Raw genomic sequence first — 16,698 nt, forward strand, 5'->3', positions numbered from 1 at the left:
GTCGGGCTGCGGGATCGGACTGGAGGATCGGACTGCGGACCGGACTGCGGGATCGGACCGGGGGGGCGCGGGGCAAACACCCGGGGCGGCCCCGTCGTTCCGCCGCAGTGCAAAATTCCCGCCGGCCGGCGGAAACGACCGGCGCCGCCGGCTGTTCTGGCCGGTATCGCGAACGGGGGACTGCATGGGTACGACAACGCGTGGCGGGCCGCAGGTGATGCGGCGCTCCCGGGTACGGGAAGGGCTGCCCTTTCCGCTGGGCGCCACCTGGGACGGGCTCGGCGTGAACTTCGCCCTGTTCTCCGCCAGCGCCACCAAGGTCGAGCTGTGCCTGTTCGACGAGACCGGCGAGCAGGAGCTGGAGCGGATCGAGCTGCCGGAGTACACGGACGAGGTGTGGCACGGCTACGTCCCCGATGCCCGCCCCGGCACCATCTACGCCTACCGCGTCCACGGCCCCTACGAGCCGGAGGCCGGGCACCGCTTCAACGCCAACAAGCTGCTGCTCGATCCCTACGCCAAGGGGCTGGTGGGCGAGATCCGGTGGAACCCCGCCCATTTCGGCTACAAGATGGAGACGGGCGACGACCTGACCTTCGACGAGCGCGACAGCGGCCCCTACATGCCGAAGTGCCGCGTGGTCGACTCCGCCTATACATGGGGCCAGGACCGCAAGCCGGCCATCCCCTGGGACCGCACCATCTTCTACGAGACCCACGTCAAGGGCTTCACCAGGCTGCACCCGGCGGTGCCGGAGGCGCTGCGCGGCACCTATGCCGGCCTCACCACGCCCGAGGTGGTGGACTACATCCGCTCGCTCGGCGTCACCTCGGTCGAGCTGCTGCCGATCCACGCCTTCGTGCAGGACAGCCACCTCGTCGAGAAGGGCCTCGCCAACTACTGGGGCTACAACACGATCGGCTTCTTCGCGCCCGAGCTCCGCTACGCCGCGACGCGCACCGAGCGGCGCGGTGCCGCGAGCGAGTTCAAGGAGATGGTGGCGCGGCTGCACGCGGCCAACCTCGAGGTCATCCTCGACGTGGTCTACAACCACACCGCCGAGGGCAACGAGAAGGGGCCGACCCTCTCCTTCAAGGGCATCGACAACAACAGCTACTACCGGCTGATGCCGGACGAGAAGCGCTACTACATCAACGAGACCGGCACCGGGAACACGGTGAACCTCTCGCATCCGCGCGTGCTGCAGATGGTGACCGACAGCCTGCGCTACTGGGCGCAGGAGATGCACGTCGACGGCTTCCGCTTCGACCTCGCCACCATCCTGGCGCGCGAGCCCTACGGCTTCGACGAGGGCGGCGGCTTCCTCGATTCCTGCCGGCAGGACCCGGTGCTCTCCTCGGTGAAGCTGATCGCCGAGCCCTGGGACTGCGGCCCCGGCGGCTACCAGGTCGGCGGCTTCGCGCCCGGCTGGGCGGAGTGGAACGACAAGTACCGCGACACGGTGCGCGCCTTCTGGAAGGGCGAGGACGGCAAGCTCGCCGAGTTCGCCAAGCGCCTGACCGGCTCCGGCGACGTGTTCGACCGGCGCGGCCGGCGCCCCTGGGCCTCGGTGAACTTCATCACCGCGCATGACGGCTTCTGCCTGACCGACCTCGTCTCCTACAACGAGAAGCACAACGAGGCGAACGGCGAGAACAACAACGACGGCCATTCGCACAACCTGTCCTGGAATTGCGGCGTCGAGGGCCCGACCGACGATCCCGAGGTCTGCGCGCTGCGCGAGCGGCAGAAGCGCAACCTGCTGGCCACCCTGCTGGTCTCGCAGGGGACGCCGCTGATCCTCGCGGGCGACGAGCTGGGCCGCACGCAGAAGGGCAACAACAACACCTACTGCCAGGACAACGAGCTGAACTGGATCAACTGGGAAGGCATCACCGATGCCGACCATGAGCTGATCGAGTTCACCCGCAAGCTGGTGGCGCTGCGCAACACCCTGCCGATCCTGCGCCGCGCGCGCTTCTTCACCGGCGAGTACAACGAGGAGCTGGACGTGCGCGACGCGCGCTGGCTCACCCCCTCCGGCGACGACATGGGCGAGGCGCAGTGGAACGACCCCACGGCGCGCTGCTTCGGCCTGCTGCTCGACGGCCGTGCCCAGGCGACCGGCATCCGCCGCCCCGGCGCCGACGCCACGGCGCTGATCGTGATGAACGCGCACTACGACGTGGTGGAGTTCCGCCTGCCCGAGATCGCCGGCGGCAACATCTGGCACTGCCTGCTCGACACCAACGTGGTGGGCAACCCCGAGGTGGAGCGGTTCGGCAGCGGCGACACCTATCTCGTCACCGGCCGTTCCGTGCTGCTCTTCGCGCTGGAGCCGGAGGGCGAGGCCTCGGTGGCGCTGCGCCGGGCGACGCGGGCGCTGCTGCGGCTGAACGAGCAGTCCGCGCCGGTGCCGAGCCAGCCGGCGGAGCCGCAGGGCCAGGGCGGCCAGGGCGAGACCGTCGCCGAGGCCGCCTTCGCGGCCGGCAAGGAGGATGGCGGGAGCGGCGAAAAGACGGAGTGAACGGGCGGGCGGCGGGGGCCCCCCCCCCGGCCATGCCGGGGCGTGCCCGCCGGACCCGGCCGCCGCCTCAGAAAAGCGCCACCTCGAAGCCGCGCTTCGTGGCCGGTCGCGCCATCATCGCCGCGTACCAGCGCTGCACCTGCGGGAACTCGGCGAGGTCGACCTGATGCCGCTCGTGCCGCCAGGCCCAGCCGAGGATCGCGAAGTCGGCGACGCTCGGCTCGTCGGCCGTGGCCACGAAGTCGCGCCCCTCCAGCCGCCGGTCCAGCACGCCGTAGAGGCGGCGCGTCTCCTTGCCGTACCGGGCGAGGCCGTAGCGGCGGTCGTTCTCGTCCTCCACCTGCAGGAAGTGGTGCACCTGGCCCGGCATCGGGCCGAAGCCGCCCATCTGCCACATCAGCCACTCCAGCACCGGCACCCGGGCGCGCAGCTCGGCCGGCAGGAAGCGGCCGGTCCTCTCGCCGAGGTAGAGCAGGATGGCGCCGGACTCGAACACGCTGATCGGCTGGCCGCCCGGCCCATCCGGATCGATGATGGCGGGGATGCGGTTGTTGGGGCTGATGCGCAGGAAGGCGGGCTCGAACTGCTCGCCCTTGCCGATGTTCACCGTCCTCACGACGTAGGGCAGCCCCATCTCCTCCAGCGCGACGCTGATCTTGCGGCCGTTCGGCGTGTTCCAGGCATAGAGTTCGATCGGCATCGGCGGCTTCCTCCGGATGGGCGCGAGTGTGGCGCAGCCCGGACCGCTTGTCGCCTCGCCTCGTGCCGGCGCGCGGCCGCTGCCGGCGCCGCGGGCGGCCCCGCGCGATGTCCGCCTGCCCGGGTCAGGACTGGCGCGGGCCGGGTTCGGCCGCCGCCCGCCGCCGCTCCCTGCCGCAGCGGCGCAGGTACAGCGCCGCGCCGAAGGCCGCCGAGGCCAGCGCCAGCGCCAGGCCGAGCGCCGCCCGCTCGCCGTACCGCTCGATCACCAGCGCGAAGGCGAGCGGCGCCGCGGCGGAAAGCAGGAAGGACGGGGCCAGCAGCCGCCCGACCACCGCGCCGTAGGCCTGCGGGTCGAACAGCACCAGCGGCAGCGTGCCGCGGGTGATGGTGAGCAGCCCGTTGCCGGCGCCGTAGAGGAAGGCGAAGCCGATCGCGGCCGGCGGGAAGGCGGCGGTCAGCAGCGCCAGCAGGAAGCAGGCGGGCAGCGCCGCCGTCGCCGCGAGGTTGAGGTCGAGCGGGTGCAGGCGGCTGCCGGAAGCCACCTCGCACAGCCGTGCCAGGGACTGGCCGATGCCGCGCAGCGTCGCGATCCACACCGCCAGCGTCCCGCCGAGGCCCAGCCCGATCAGCAGGCCGATCATGTGGGCCGACATGGCGGCGTTGAGCACGTTGATCAGCACGGCGAGCAGCGCGTAGAGCGCGGCCGCGACGCGCAGCTCCCGCCCCCGCAGCGCGGGCCGCGCCGACGCCCGCATTCGGGCCGCCCCGGCCGGGCCTGCGGCCGGCGCGGGTCGGCCCGTCGCCGGGATGGCGAGATGCAGCGGCACGGTCAGCAGCGCGATCCCGGCATAGGCCACCAGCGCGCCGCGCCAGCCGAGAGGCGCGGCCAGCGCCTCGCCCACCGGCCAGAACACGGTGGAGGCGAGGCCGCCGAGCAGCGTGATCTGCGAGATCGGCCGGCCGGCCGCCGGGCCGCCCAGCCGCGCCAGGGTGGCGAAGGCCGCGTCGTAGAGGCAGCAGCGCATCCCGAGCCCGAGCACCGCCCAGGCGCCGTAGTAGGCCGCGAGCCCGTGCGCGGCGGCGAGGCCGAGGCAGCCCAGCGCCACGAGGCAGGAGCCGGCCACCATCACCGGCCGCCCGCCGTACCGGTCGATCCAGGCCCCGACGCGGGACGAGGCGAGGCCCATCACCAGCAGCGCCGTCGAGAAGCCGCCCTGGACCACCGCCCGGCTCCAGCCCAGATCGGCCGCGATCAACGGCGCGAAGCCGCCGATCAGGTAGTAGGAGACGCCCCAGGCCATGAGCTGCGACAGGCCGAGGCAGAGCACCGTGCGACGTGGGATCGTGCCCCCGGTCGCGCCTTCCGGCGCGCTTCCGGTCGCACCCGTCGTCATGCGTGAGCCGCCATGCCACCCGACCCCGTCCCGGCGTTTCCTCCCGCGCATGCTGCACGAGGCGGCCGGCCCAGGGGAGGGGCCAGGGGAGGGCCCAGGGGAGAAGGCCCAGGAGCAGGGGGCCAGGGAGCGGGGGGCGGCGGCTCAGGGCGCGGCGGAAGCGGCGTCGCCGGCCGGTGGCTCTTTTCCCGGGCCGGCCGACGGGGCGGCCAACGGGGCGGCCAATGGGGCTGCAGGTGGACCGGCCGCCGGCGCGTCGGGCTGCCTGGCCGGCACGGTGGCGTCGGCCTCCTGGCGGTCGCGGTACAGCGCCGCGCGCGCCAGCAGCATCAGCGTGACCGGGGTGGTGACGATCACGGCCAGGCCGACCAGCAACTCGTGCAGCACCGGGCGCGACTGCAGCACGCTGAAGACCAGCATCGAGGCGAGCAGCACGCAGGCGATGCCGGCGCTGGTGCCGAGGGTCGGGGCGTGCACGCGCTCGTAGAAGCCGCCGAGCCGCAGCAGCCCGATCGAGCCGAGCAGGGTCATCGCGGCGCCGGCCAGCAGCAGCAGCGCCGCCGGCACCGCGGCCCAGGCGGGCAGTTGCTCCAGCGGCGTCACTCGATCACCTCGCCGCGCATCAGGAACTTCGCCAGCGCCGCCGTCGCCACGAAGCCGAGCAGGGCGATCACCAGCGCCGCCTCGAAGTAGAGCGTCGTGCCGGAACGGATGCCGAAGACCAGCAGCAGCAGCATGCCGTTGACGTAGAGCGCGTCCAGCGCCAGCACCCGGTCCTGCGCGCGCGGCCCGCGCAGCAGCCGCAGCGTCGCGCAGGCCATGGCGAGGGCGATCATGACGCCGGACGCCAGGATGGCGCCGGCCAGCAGCGTCGCGCTCATGCGAAGATCTCCAGCAGCGGCCTCTCGTAGCGGTCCTTCACCGTGCGCACCCAGGTCTCCTCCTCCACGAGATCGAGGATGTGCAGCAGGAGCACGCCGGTGGCGGAATCGTACTCCACCCAGGCGGTGCCGGGGGCGGCGGTGAGGATGCAGGCCAGCACCGCCAGCCCGCCGGGGGCGCGCAGCGCCAGCGGGATGCGCACGAAGCCGGCGCGGCGGTCGGCCCGGCCGGGCCGCAGGATGATCCCGGCCACGGCGACGTTGGAACGGATCACGTCCGCCAGCACGTCGAGGAACAGCCGGGCCGCCACCAGCGGCCGCCGCAGCCGCGCCCGCCCCGGCTCCAGGAGGGCGTATCCCCAGCAGGCGCCGGCCGCCAGCGCGGCGCCCAGCAGCAGGCTGCCCGGCGACACGCCGCCGACCAGCAGCAGCCACATCGCGCACAGGCAGGCCCAGAGCAGCAGGAAGGGCAGCAGGCGCCTCATGCCCCGCCCTCCGGCAGTCGGCCGGCCGACCGCGCCCCATCTGGCACCCCGTCTGGCATCCCGGGCGCCGCGCCGCCCGGGCCCGGGCCGGCGCGGGCGCCGTCGCGTCCCGGAGCGGCGCGTCCTGGGGCGGCGCGGCGCGGCACCTCGTGCAGCACGGCGCGGACATAGTCCTGCGGCGCATGCGCCGCCCCCGCCGCGGCCTCGGCATAGCGCAGCGCCGGCCCCGCCAGCACGGTCAGGCCGACGCAGAGCAGCAGGAGCCCGACCACCGGCGCGATCTCCGTCAGGCGCATGCGCGGCAGGTGGTCCTCGAAGGAGCCCCAGAACAGGTTGATGCCGGTACGCGTCATGGCGATCACGGTGGCGAGCCCGGACAGCACCAGCGCCGCCAGCACCAGCCAGGACAGCAGCGGCACCGGCCCGCCCGCGATCCCCGAACGCCCGAGGAGCGGCCCGAGCATGGCGAACTTGGCCAGGAAGCCCGAGAGCGGCGGCAGCCCGGCCAGCAGCAGGGCGCAGGCGAGGAAGGCCGCGCCCAGCAGGGCCAGGGTGCCGGGGATGGCGAGGCCGACCGCCTCGCCCTCGGTGGCCTCCTCCTCGTCACCCTCGCCGAAGGCCTCGGCGGTGACCGCCAGCACGTCGGCGCCGACCTCGCGCCCGCGCTCCAGGATGTCGATCAGCAGGAAGAAGGCGCCGATCGCCGGCACCGCGCTGGCGATGTAGAACAGCGCCCCGGCCGTCACCGCCACCTGCCCGCTGCCGATCGCGGCCAGCAGCGTGCCGGAGGAGACCAGCACGCAGGCGCCGGCGAGGCGCGGCAGGTCCTGCGTCGCCAGCACGCTGATGGTGCCGAAGGCGATGGTGAGCAGGCCGCCGACCAGCAGCCAGTCGCCGCCGAACCCGGCCGAGGCGCCGGCCTGGGCGCCGAACAGCAGCAGCCACAGCCGCAGCAGCGCGTAGATGCCCACCTTGCTCAGCATGGAGAGCAGCGCCGCCGCCGGCGCGGTGGCGGCGGCGTAGGTGGTGGGCAGCCAGAAGCCGACCGGCCACATGCCGGCCTTGATGAGGAAGGCGGTGCCCAGGATCGCCGCGCCGGTCTCCAGCAGGGTGCGCGCGTCGGGCGCCAGCCCCGGCACGCGGGCGGCGAGGTCGGCCATGTTCAGCGTTCCCGCCGCGCCGTAGATCAGGCTGGCGCCGAGCAGGAAGAGCAGCGAGGCGGCGAGGTTGATCGCGATGTAGTGCAGCCCGGCGCGCACCCGCGCCGTGCCCGAGCCGTGCAGCACGAGGCCGTAGGAGGCGGCCAGCATCACCTCGAAGAAGACGAACAGGTTGAACAGGTCGCCGGTCAGGAAGGCGCCGTTCAGCCCCATGAGCTGGAATTGCAGGATCGGGTGGAAATGCGCCCCCACCCGGTGCCAGTGCGCCAGCGAGAAGACCAGCGCCGCCAGCCCCAGCGCCGCCGCCAGCGCCAGCAGCATGGCCGCGAGGCGGTCCACCACCAGCACGATGCCGAAGGCGGCCGGCCAGTCGCCCAGCCGGTAGACGATGGCGGGCGCCGCGCCGGGCGCCGCGTCGGCCAGGAAGGCGAGCGCCACGGCGATGGCCAGCATCGCCGTGGTCGAGGCGAGGCCGATGACGACCTTCACCGGCCGCCTGCCCTCGATCAGCACCATCGTCGCCCCGGCGAGCAGCGGCAGCAGGATCGGCGCGATGGCGAGGTGCGCGAGCCAGTCCCTCATCGGCGCCGCTCCCGCCCGTCCACGTGGTCGGTGCCGGTCAGGCCGCGCGCGGCGAGCAGCACCACCAGGAACAGCGCCGTGGTGGCGAAGCCGATCACGATCGCGGTCAGCACCAGCGCCTGCGGCAGCGGGTCGGCATGCTGCGCCAGGCTGCCGGTGCCGCCGGGCGCCAGGATCGGCGCGGCGTTGCTGCGCAGCCGCCCCATGCCGAAGATGAACAGGTTGACGGCGTAGGCGAGCAGGGAGAGGCCGATGATCACCTGGAAGGTGCGCGGCCTGAACAGCAGCCAGGCGCCGGAGCCGCCGAGCACGCCGATGCCGAGCGCGACGAGGAGTTCCATCAGCGGTTCTCCGGCAGGGAGGCCGGCAGGCGGGCGGGAGGGGCGGCGCCGGCCGCGCCCGGCCCGGCCCTGGGCGGGTCTCCGGTCGTGGCCAGGGAGGGGGCCAGGGAAGGGGCCTGGGACGATGAGGAAGGCGAGGCCAGCGCCGCCGCCGAGCCGGGCACCGCCGCCTCGGCGAGGCTGTCGGCCGCGTGCGCCGCCGGCCGGAGCCGGGCCGGCAAGGCGCGGTGGCTGCGCAGGGACTGGTGCGCGAGCGCGATGAGGATCAGCACCGTCGCGCCGAGCACCAGCGAATAGACGCCGATGTCGAACAGCAGCGCGCTCGCGACCGGCACCTTGCCGATCACCGGCAGCGTCTCGTAGGCGAAGTAGGTGGTGAGGAAGGGCCGGTCGAAGGCGATCGCCGCCGCCCCGGTGCCGGCGGCGAGCAGCAGCCCGGTGCCCATCCAGCGCAGCGGGTGGATGCGCAGGTGGTCCTCCACCCAGCGCGCCCCGCCCGCCATGTACTGCAGGATGATCGCGACCGACATGGTCAGCCCCGCCACGAAGCCGCCGCCCGGCAGGTCGTGCCCGCGCAGCAGCAGGTAGATCGCGACGACGCCGATCACCGGGAACAGCAGCCGCATGATGACGCCCGGCACCAGCAGCCAGTCCTGCACCGTGTCGCCCACCGTGCGGCCGGGATGCGCCTCGTCGTAGGCGGTCTGGTCGCGCTGCTGCTCCGGCAGCGCGATGCTGTCGGGCGCGGGCCGGAAGCGGCGCAGCAGCGCGAACACGGCGAGCGCCACGACGGCGAGGACCGTGATCTCGCCCATCGTGTCGAAGCCGCGGAAATCGACCAGGATGACGTTGACGACGTTGGTGCCGCCGCCCTCGGTGTAGGCGCGCGCCAGGAAGTGCCGCGAGATCGAGTCCGGCAGCGGCCGCGTCATCACCGCGTAGGCCAGCGCCGCGAGTCCCGCGCCGGTCGCCACGGCGAGCAGCAGGTCGCGCAGCCGGCGCAGCCGCGGCAGCAGGCCGGGACCGGCGGCGTCGAAGCCGTCGTCGGGGAGGCGCTTGGGCAGCCAGCGCAGGCCGAGCAGCAGCAGCACCGTGGTCACCACCTCCACCAGGAGCTGCGTCAGGGCGAGGTCGGGCGCCGAGAACCAGACGAAGGTGATGCAGGTGACGAGGCCGGCGCCGCCGAGCAGGATCAGCGCCGCGAGGCGGTGGAACTTGGCCTGCCAGGCGGCGCCCACGGCGCAGGCCGCGCCGATCAGCCAGACCAGCCCGAGCGCCGGGTCCAGCCCCGCGAGCGCCGGCGGCGCGAGGCCGAGCCCGCGCAGCAGCGCCGGCGCGGCGCCCGCCACCAGCGTGACGGCGGCCACCAGCCGCAGCTGCGGCTGCAGCCGCCGCGTGCCGAGCAGCCGCTCCAGCGTGCGCGCGAGGCGCCAGGAGAGGAACACCACCGTGCGCTCGAAGATGCGCTGGCCCTTGAGGTGGCGCAGCACCGGCGGCCCCTCCATGCCGCGCCGGAAGTGGCGCTGCAGCAGCGCGTAGAGCCCGACCCCGGCGGCGAGCGCGATCATGCTCATCACCAGCGGCTGGTTCACCCCGTGCCAGACGGCGAGGCTGTATTCCGGCGTCGCGTCGCCCAGCACCGCGCGCACGGCGAGGTGCAGGTACGGCCCGATCGTCGCCGCCGGCAGGATGCCGACGAAGAGGCAGAGCAGCACCAGGATCTCGACCGGCAGGCGCATCCAGCCGGGCGGCTCGTGCGGCTGGCGCGGCAGGTCCGTGGCCGGGGGGCCGAAGAAGGCGCCGTGGATGAAGCGCAGCGAGTAGGCGACGCTGAAGCCGCTCGCCAGCATCGCCGCCGCCGGCAGCACGCCGCGCAGGAATTCCAGCGGCACCGTCGCCGAGAGCGACTCGGCGAAGAACATCTCCTTGGAGAGGAAGCCGTTCAGCAGCGGCACCCCGGCCATGGCCGAGGCCGCCACCACGGCGAGGCGGGTGGTGAAGGGCATCGAGGCGTTGAGGCCGGAGAGGCGGCGTATGTCGCGCGTGCCGGTCTCGTGGTCGATGATGCCGGCGGCCATGAACAGCGAGGCCTTGAAGGTGGCGTGGTTCATGGTGTGGAACACCGCCGCCACCAGGGCGAGGTTGCTGTTGAGGCCGATCAGCAGCGTGATCAGCCCGAGATGGCTGATGGTGGAGTAGGCCAGCAGGCCCTTCAGGTCGTTCTGGAAGATGGCGATGTAGGCGCCGACCACCAGCGTCGTCAGCCCGGCCGAGCCGACCAGCCAGAACCACGCATCCGTGCCCGAGAGCACCGGCCAGAGGCGGATCATCAGGAAGATGCCGGCCTTCACCAGAGTCGCGGAATGGAGGTAGGCCGAGACCGGCGTGGGCGCCGCCATGGCGTGGGGCAGCCAGAAGTGGAAGGGGAATTGCGCGCTCTTGGTCAGGGCGCCGAGCAGGATGAGCACCAGCGCCACGAGGTAGAGCGGGTGCTCGCGGACCCGGTCGCCCGCCGAGAGCACGAGGTCGAGGTCGTAGCCGCCGACGATGTGCCCGAGCACCAGCACGCCCGCGAACAGGGCGAGCCCGCCGGTCGCCGTCACGGTCAGCGCCATGCGCGCGCCGTCGCGCGCGGCCGGCGTGTGGTACCAGTAGCCGATCAGCAGGAAGGAGAAGAGGCTGGTCAGCTCCCAGAAGAAGGCGAGCTGCACGAGGTTGCCCGACAGCACCATCCCGGTCATCGCCCCCATGAAGGCGAGCAGGAAGGTGAAGAAGCGCGGCACCGGGTCCTCGCGCGACATGTAGTAGCGGGCGTAGAGCACGACCAGCCCGCCGATGCCGCTCACCAGCGCCGCGAAGACCCAGGCGAGCCCGTCCAGCCGGACCGAGAATTCGAGGCCGAGCTGCGGCATCCAGGCGAAGTCGGCCCGCGCCACCCCGCCGGCCGCGACCGTCGGGTAGAAGGCCCAGAGCAGCAGGAAGGCGGCGAGCGCGGTGCCGCCGGCGATCCAGGCGGCGGCGTTGCGCGCATGGGTGGGCAGCAGGCCGGTCGCGCAGGCGCCGATCCAGGGCAGGGCGATGGCGGCGAGCAGGAGGACTTCGTCAGGCATCGTTTCCGCTGCGTCCTTTCCGGCAGGAGGGCAGGTGCCGTCGGGCGACCCGGCCCGGAAGAAGCGGCGACTTCGGGGGCGGCGGCTTCAGGGGCGGCTATCCCGGCGGCGCTCCCGATGGCCCCGCCGCCGGCCGGCGCGCGCCCGTGGCCCCGACGCGGACGGTGCCGGCCCCGGTCGGGGGCAGGGCCAGCCCGGCGGGTGGGCGCCGCCGCGGCCCGTCATGCGGGGTCCGGCACCGGCCCACCTCCCTGGGACAAGGCCTCGCGCAGCACCGTCAGCGCCGCCTCGGGCGTCTCGGCGCGGCGCATCCGGCGCGGCACCTGCGGGTCGCGCAGGGCACGGCAGACGCCGGACAGGGCCGGCAGGAAACCCTCCGCCTCCTCGTCCGGCCAGAGGACCGCGAGGACGAGGTCGACCGCCTCGTCGTCCTTGGCCTCGAAGTCGATCGGCCGCCGCAGCCGGGCCAGCAGCGCCACCGGCTGGTGCTCGCCCGGCAGCCGCGCATGCGGCAGCGCGATGCCCTTGCCGAGCCCGGTCGAGCCGAGCGCCTCGCGCGACCGCAACGCCTCGAAGACCTCCGTCTCGGGCAGGCCGAGGCGACGGGCGGCCTCGGCGGAAAGGGCATGGAGCAATTCGGTCTTGTTCCGCGCCTCCAGGTCCCCCAGGGCATTGCCCGTGGGAAAGAGGTCGGTGGTCTCCATCGCCTGCGCTCTCCTGCCTCGTCGCCCGCGGCCGGGTTCCGGCACGCAACCGCTTCCCGTGTCGCATGCCTCGGCAGGCGGACGCCAGCCGTCTCGGGCACGGCCTTCCGCCTCGTGAAGGGCATGCGCGGCCGGGGGCACCGTGCGTGCGGTGGCGGGCCGCGCGGACCGGCCGGTGCCGCCGCGCGCACGATACCGCCTCGCGCCGCCGCCCACCCACGCCTGCTCCGCCGCCGGAACGACCGCGTCGGGCCCAGGGCGGACCGGTATCGCGCGCGGATCCGGCCGGGGAGCGGCGGCCCGCCGGTCCGAAGAATCAGGCCGATCCGCGCCGAGGCGGACCGGTGCGGGACCGGGACGCACGGGCAGGCCGCCGACGAGCCGGTGCGGCGCGGAAGGCCGCCGGCCATCCCGCAAGCCCGGATCGGGCCGTCCGCCGCGCGCCAGCGGTCCCCCTGCCGGTGGGAAGGCGGATCAGGGCAGGGTCCCGCGGCCCGTGCCGGGCACGCCGGCATTGCCCGAGGCGCCCGACAGCGCCTCGTTGGCGAGGATCGCGGCGCGGATGCCTGCCACCAGCGCCCGCGTCGTGGCGGCGTTGTTGAGACCGTTCTGATAGGCCACGGCGTAGGAGCGCCCCCCGGGCCCGCGCAGCACCAGCCCTTCCGAGATGACCTCCCGGCCCGTCTTCAGCGGGCCGAGGCCGATCTTGTCGAGGGCGAGGCGGGAATTGTCGAAGCCCACGGGGGATGGGTCGCGGGTGAGCCAGGACTGGTCGGCGTCGTGCCCGGGCTTGGCCTCGCCGCGCGCGGCGCGGCCGAGACGCCCGCGCATCTCGGCGCAGCTCGGCTTGTCCAGCAGGCCGCCGACGGCGATGAGCGCCATCAGCTTCGCCACGGTGAAGGCGGTGGAGGCCTGCGCCACGTCGCCGTCATTGGCGGAGGGGATCCGCGCATAGGGCCAGGTCGAGCCCCCGGAGAAGTCGCCGCCGACGTAGAAGCCCGTTTTGGTGGGGCTGTCGAACAGCCCGGCCGCCTCCAGCGCGCCGTTGAGGTAGGCATAGCCCTGGCCGCGCACGCAGCGGCCGGTCTCCGGATTCTCGCTGGAGACGATCATGTTCTCCAGGCTGTTGCGCATGCCGGGCTGGAATTCGACGGCGAGTCCGGAGCCGAAGCGGCCGGCCGTGAACACCTTGTCCCAGCTCGGGATGCGGTGCTCGCGGCGCAGCGGCGCGCCGGCGATCACCGGCGAGGCCCTGGCGATGAAGGGGTCGAGCTCGGCGCGCGCCGCGGCGAAGAAGGCCGGGCCGTTCGCGGGGGAGCGGAGGGTGGCGAAGCGGCGCGCGAGGTCCCGCAGCGCGTAGAGCGAATACTGCACGCCGACCTTCACGAGGCTGGCCGTGTAGTGGACCGTTCCGTCCTCGGCGCCGCCGAAGGGAAGGTCGGCGGGCGGCGACGGGTCGTCGGCCAGGACGCCGAGATCGATCAGGCAGAGCGAGACGGGCTTGCCGTTGCCGCCGGCCGGCAGCGCCGCCGCGGCGGCCTTGACCGCCGCGTCCAGCCGGCCGTTGCGGGTGAAGGTGATGCCGGGCGCCGGCGGGAACAGGGCGAGCGGCGGCGCCATCGGAGGCGGAGGGGCCATGGGAACGCCTCGACCGGTGTTTCAGCCGGCAAGCCTGCCGGGATCGGCTTACGCCCGGCTGATGGTTCCGGCTCGGGGCCTGGTTTCCAGGGCGGCCGCACGCCTTCGGGTTTCCAGGGCGGCTGCACGCCTTCGAGCCTGTCCGCCCTCCGGCGAGCCGCTCCGGTGGCCAACCGGCGCCGTGCGCCGCCGTGCCGGCCCGCCGCCGCGTGCCGTCTCCGGCGTGCGGGGCCGGCCGCCTCGCCGGCGATCCGCCGCGGCCGCCGGCATTCCCGCATCCGCCATGGCGCGACGGGGCGGTGCACGGCCTTGGGAAGGACCTACGCCTCCGTCGCCGCGGCCCGGCGTACCTCCTCGCGTATCTCGCCCATCAGCCTGGCCTTGAGCGCCCCGAACGCCGAGGTGGTCTTCACCGTCCAGTCGCGCGGGTAGGGCAGGGGGACCGGCAGGTCCGCCTTCACCCGCCCGGGCCGTGCCGACATCACCAGCACGCGCGAGGCCAGGAACACCGCCTCGTCGATGTCGTGCGTCACGAACAGCACCGTCTTGCGCGCCCCGGCGGCATCGGCGGCCCAGACCTCCAGCAGCAGCTCCTGCATCAGCTCCCGCGTCTGGTGGTCGAGCGCGCCGAAGGGCTCGTCGAGCAGCAGGATGGCCGGGTCGTTGGCCAGGGCGCGGGCCAGGGCGGTGCGCTGCTGCATGCCGCCCGAGAGCTGGCGCGGCCAGTGCCCCTCGAAGCCGCGGAGCCCGACGCGGGCGATCAGCCGTGCCGCGATCTCCCGCTGCGCCGCCTCCGGCAGGCCGCGTTCGCGCGGGCCGAAGCGGATGTTCTGCTCCACGGTGAGCCAGGGGAACAGGGTGTAGGACTGGAACACCATGCCGCGCTCCGGCCCCGGCCCGGTGACGGGGCGGCCGGCCAGGGTGACGCTGCCGGCGGTCGGCCGGTCGAGCCCGGCGACGATGCGCAGCAGCGTGGACTTGCCGCAGCCGGAGGGGCCGAGGATGGCGACGAACTCGCCCGGCGCGACGGAGAGGGTGGTGGGCTGCAGGGCAAGGGTGGGGCCGGCGCGGCCGCGCGCGGGGAAGGTACGGGTGACCGCCTCGACGGCAAGCCTCGGGTTCGTCGCGTCCATCGCCTACCCTGCCGTGGTCGCGGTGGCGGCGGGGCGCGCCCCGGGCGCCGCCTTCGCCCGCAAGCGGCCGCCACGGATCGGGCGGGCCGCCGGCCCCGGCACCCGGGCATGCCGCGCGCCGCGTCCCGGGCGGGGGCGGCGGCGCCACCCGGCGGGCGGTCCCGCCTTCGCGCGGCCTCCCGGGGCCACGCCCCTCACAGGGCCGCCCAGGGGAACAGCGCCCGGTTCGCGGCCTTGAACAGGAAGTCCGTCACCAGCCCGATCACGCCGATGGTGACGATGCCGAAGATCATCTGCCCGGTGTCGAGCAGGCGCTGGCTGTCCATGATCATGTGGCCGATGCCCGAGGTGGCGCCGATCAGCTCGGCCACGATCACGTAGGTCCAGGCCCAGCCGAGCACGAGGCGCAGCGCCTCGGCGATGCCGGGCGCGGCCGCCGGCACGATCACCCGGCGCAGGATGCCGCCCCGGCGCGCGCCGAGCGTGGTGGCCGCCTCCACCAGGTCCGGCCGCGTGCCGCCGGCGATCACCGAGACCATGATGACGATCTGGAACACCGAGCCGATCACGATCACCGAGAGCTTCTGCGCCTCGCCGACGCCGGCCCAGAGGATCAGCAGCGGGATGAAGGCCGAGGCCGGCAGGTAGCGGGCGAAGGAGATGAACGGCTCGAAGAAGGCCTCGACCGGCTTGAAGGCGCCCATCAGCAGGCCGAGCGGCACGCCGATCAGCGCCGCGATGGCGAAGCCGCCCAGCACCCGGCCCACCGTCACCGCGATGTCGCCGAGGAAGCCGAACTCGGTCAGCAGCGACCAGCCCGAGCGCAGCGTCTGCCCGGGCGAGGCGAGGAAGAGCGGCTGCACGAAGCCGCCCTCCGTGGCGAGCGCCCAGAGCCCGATGAAGAGGGCGAAGAAGCCCAGGCCCAACGCCAGGCGCAGCCCCGGCGGGACCGGGCGCAGCGGTTCCAAGGGCGCCGCCCCTCAGGTCACGAAACGCTTGTCGAGCAGCGGGCCGAGATCGGGGATGGCGCGGATCACGCCCGTCTCCTTCTGCACCTCGGCCGCCTCCTGCATGAAGGCCGGCAGGCCGTTGGTCACGTAGTCGCGGTTCATCCCGGCATCGAGCCATTCGATGAACTGCGCCGAGGCCTTGAACTGATCGCCGGTCTGGTTGACCCGCCTGCCCATGATCTCGAAGGCGCGGTCCGGCTCCTTGCCGATCAGGGCGATGGCGTCGAACCAGGACTTCACCACGCGCTTCACCGCCTCCGGGTGGTCGCGGATGAAGTCCGGCTTGAAGGCCAGCGTGTCCACGACGCAGGGGTAGTCGAGGGTGGTGGCGAGGATCTTCCCCTTGTCGGCGCCCATCGCCCGCACCTGGGAGAGATAGGGCTCGTAGGTGGCGCAGGCATCGAACTGGCCGGCGACGAAGGCCTGCGCGGCGGGCTGCGGCGCCAGCGTGGCCAGGGTGAGGTCGCGCATGGTGATGCCCGAGCCCGACTTCCTCAGCATGTAGGCCAGGGTGAAGTAGGGCGAGGTGCCGGCCCCGTCCACCGCCACCTGCTTGCCCTTGAGGTCGGCCAGCGAGCCGATGCGCGGCCGCGCCGCGATGCCGTCGCCGCCCTTGGAGCGGTCCAGCACCAGCACCTGCACCAGCGGCGCGGCGCTGGCCCAGAGGATCATCGTGTCCACCGTGGTGACGACGCAGTTCAGCGCCCCGGAGGCGAGGGCGAGGTTGCGCTCGCGCTGCGGCACGAACCGGGTCTCGACCTCGATGCCGTTGTCGCGGAACAGCCCGGCCTGCTCGGCCAGGGTCAGCGGCGCGAAGCCGGTCCAGCCCGACATGCCGATGGTGATCTTCGGCAGGGCCTGGGCGAGCGCGAGACGCGGCGCGGCCAGTTCCGCCAGGGGCGTGGCGAGCGTCGCGGCGGCCGCGCCGGTCAGCAGCTGACGGCGGAACATGCGGGGATCTCCTGCGCTGCGTGTGGCGCCGCTGCGCGCGGCGTTGTGCGTTGCACAGGGTAGAGAAGCATTTTCCGCAT

Annotated in this window: 14 protein-coding genes; 1 reads left to right on the plus strand and 13 read right to left on the minus strand. The window is 73.8% G+C overall.

Going from position 1 to position 16,698, the window contains the following annotated elements:
• Positions 1-184 precede the first annotated feature (184 nt).
• Positions 185-2,527: a glycogen debranching protein GlgX gene (gene glgX, locus M0638_RS01325; RefSeq protein WP_248665145.1), complete on the plus strand. Its 2,343-nt coding sequence runs from the start codon at positions 185-187 to the stop codon at positions 2,525-2,527.
• Between the two features lie 67 nt (positions 2,528-2,594).
• Here glgX and M0638_RS01330 read toward each other — a convergent pair whose 3' ends face one another.
• From M0638_RS01330 to M0638_RS01390, 13 genes are all read right to left on the minus strand, one after another.
• On the minus strand, positions 2,595-3,227 hold the full coding sequence (locus tag M0638_RS01330; RefSeq protein WP_248665146.1) for a glutathione S-transferase family protein: 633 nt from the start codon (positions 3,225-3,227) through the stop codon (positions 2,595-2,597).
• Positions 3,228-3,351: 124 nt separating this feature from the next.
• Positions 3,352-4,623, minus strand: coding sequence for an MFS transporter (locus M0638_RS01335; protein WP_248665147.1), 1,272 nt, complete (start codon positions 4,621-4,623; stop codon positions 3,352-3,354).
• Between the two features lie 144 nt (positions 4,624-4,767).
• Complete coding sequence (gene mnhG / locus M0638_RS01340) at positions 4,768-5,226, minus strand: monovalent cation/H(+) antiporter subunit G (protein ID WP_248665148.1); 459 nt, start codon at positions 5,224-5,226, stop codon at positions 4,768-4,770.
• On the minus strand, positions 5,223-5,504 hold the full coding sequence (locus tag M0638_RS01345) for a K+/H+ antiporter subunit F (protein WP_248665149.1): 282 nt from the start codon (positions 5,502-5,504) through the stop codon (positions 5,223-5,225). Before M0638_RS01345 ends, mnhG begins: the two co-directional genes overlap by 4 nt.
• On the minus strand, positions 5,501-5,989 hold the full coding sequence (locus M0638_RS01350) for a Na+/H+ antiporter subunit E (protein ID WP_248665150.1): 489 nt from the start codon (positions 5,987-5,989) through the stop codon (positions 5,501-5,503). The genes M0638_RS01345 and M0638_RS01350 overlap by 4 nt, the downstream gene beginning before the upstream one ends.
• A complete protein-coding gene (locus tag M0638_RS01355) occupies positions 5,986-7,731 on the minus strand; it encodes a monovalent cation/H+ antiporter subunit D (RefSeq protein WP_248665151.1) in 1,746 nt (581 codons plus the stop codon). The genes M0638_RS01350 and M0638_RS01355 overlap by 4 nt, the downstream gene beginning before the upstream one ends.
• Complete coding sequence (locus tag M0638_RS01360) at positions 7,728-8,072, minus strand: Na+/H+ antiporter subunit C (protein WP_248665152.1); 345 nt, start codon at positions 8,070-8,072, stop codon at positions 7,728-7,730. The genes M0638_RS01355 and M0638_RS01360 overlap by 4 nt, the downstream gene beginning before the upstream one ends.
• Entirely contained in the window at positions 8,072-11,182 is a 3,111-nt protein-coding gene (locus M0638_RS01365; protein WP_248665153.1) for a monovalent cation/H+ antiporter subunit A, read from the minus strand. Before M0638_RS01365 ends, M0638_RS01360 begins: the two co-directional genes overlap by 1 nt.
• A 221-nt stretch (positions 11,183-11,403) precedes the next feature.
• Positions 11,404-11,886: a PTS sugar transporter subunit IIA gene (locus M0638_RS01370; protein WP_248665154.1), complete on the minus strand. Its 483-nt coding sequence runs from the start codon at positions 11,884-11,886 to the stop codon at positions 11,404-11,406.
• A 474-nt stretch (positions 11,887-12,360) separates the two neighbouring features.
• The gene (locus M0638_RS01375) at positions 12,361-13,524 is read right to left on the minus strand and encodes a hypothetical protein (RefSeq protein WP_248665155.1); all 1,164 of its coding nucleotides are present in this window, start codon (positions 13,522-13,524) and stop codon (positions 12,361-12,363) included.
• Between the two features lie 320 nt (positions 13,525-13,844).
• Positions 13,845-14,657 carry an ABC transporter ATP-binding protein gene (locus M0638_RS01380; protein WP_248665156.1) on the minus strand — a complete coding sequence of 271 codons (813 nt, stop codon included), beginning with the start codon at positions 14,655-14,657 and terminating at the stop codon, positions 13,845-13,847.
• A 194-nt stretch (positions 14,658-14,851) separates the two neighbouring features.
• Positions 14,852-15,625: an ABC transporter permease gene (locus M0638_RS01385; protein ID WP_248665157.1), complete on the minus strand. Its 774-nt coding sequence runs from the start codon at positions 15,623-15,625 to the stop codon at positions 14,852-14,854.
• A 12-nt stretch (positions 15,626-15,637) separates the two neighbouring features.
• Positions 15,638-16,618, minus strand: coding sequence for an ABC transporter substrate-binding protein (locus M0638_RS01390; RefSeq protein WP_248665158.1), 981 nt, complete (start codon positions 16,616-16,618; stop codon positions 15,638-15,640).
• Between the last annotated feature and the right edge of the window lie 80 nt (positions 16,619-16,698).

Origin of the sequence: Roseomonas acroporae, from assembly GCF_023223525.1 — a bacterium.
Taxonomy (GTDB): domain Bacteria; phylum Pseudomonadota; class Alphaproteobacteria; order Acetobacterales; family Acetobacteraceae; genus Roseomonas_E; species Roseomonas_E acroporae.

Excerpts from the sequence above, each read along its gene's own strand:
- M0638_RS01330 (WP_248665146.1), bottom strand. The coding sequence starts at position 3,227 with ATGCCGATCGAACTCTATGCCTGGAACACGCCGAACGGCCGCAAGATC.
- M0638_RS01345 (WP_248665149.1), bottom strand. The coding sequence starts at position 5,504 with ATGAGCGCGACGCTGCTGGCCGGCGCCATCCTGGCGTCCGGCGTCATG.
- M0638_RS01360 (WP_248665152.1), bottom strand. The coding sequence starts at position 8,072 with ATGGAACTCCTCGTCGCGCTCGGCATCGGCGTGCTCGGCGGCTCCGGC.
- M0638_RS01370 (WP_248665154.1), bottom strand. The coding sequence starts at position 11,886 with ATGGAGACCACCGACCTCTTTCCCACGGGCAATGCCCTGGGGGACCTG.
- M0638_RS01365 (WP_248665153.1), bottom strand. The coding sequence starts at position 11,182 with ATGCCTGACGAAGTCCTCCTGCTCGCCGCCATCGCCCTGCCCTGGATC.
- M0638_RS01355 (WP_248665151.1), bottom strand. The coding sequence starts at position 7,731 with ATGAGGGACTGGCTCGCGCACCTCGCCATCGCGCCGATCCTGCTGCCG.
- M0638_RS01380 (WP_248665156.1), bottom strand. The coding sequence starts at position 14,657 with ATGGACGCGACGAACCCGAGGCTTGCCGTCGAGGCGGTCACCCGTACC.
- M0638_RS01350 (WP_248665150.1), bottom strand. The coding sequence starts at position 5,989 with ATGAGGCGCCTGCTGCCCTTCCTGCTGCTCTGGGCCTGCCTGTGCGCG.
- glgX (WP_248665145.1), top strand. The coding sequence starts at position 185 with ATGGGTACGACAACGCGTGGCGGGCCGCAGGTGATGCGGCGCTCCCGG.
- M0638_RS01335 (WP_248665147.1), bottom strand. The coding sequence starts at position 4,623 with ATGACGACGGGTGCGACCGGAAGCGCGCCGGAAGGCGCGACCGGGGGC.
- M0638_RS01390 (WP_248665158.1), bottom strand. The coding sequence starts at position 16,618 with ATGTTCCGCCGTCAGCTGCTGACCGGCGCGGCCGCCGCGACGCTCGCC.
- M0638_RS01375 (WP_248665155.1), bottom strand. The coding sequence starts at position 13,524 with ATGGCCCCTCCGCCTCCGATGGCGCCGCCGCTCGCCCTGTTCCCGCCG.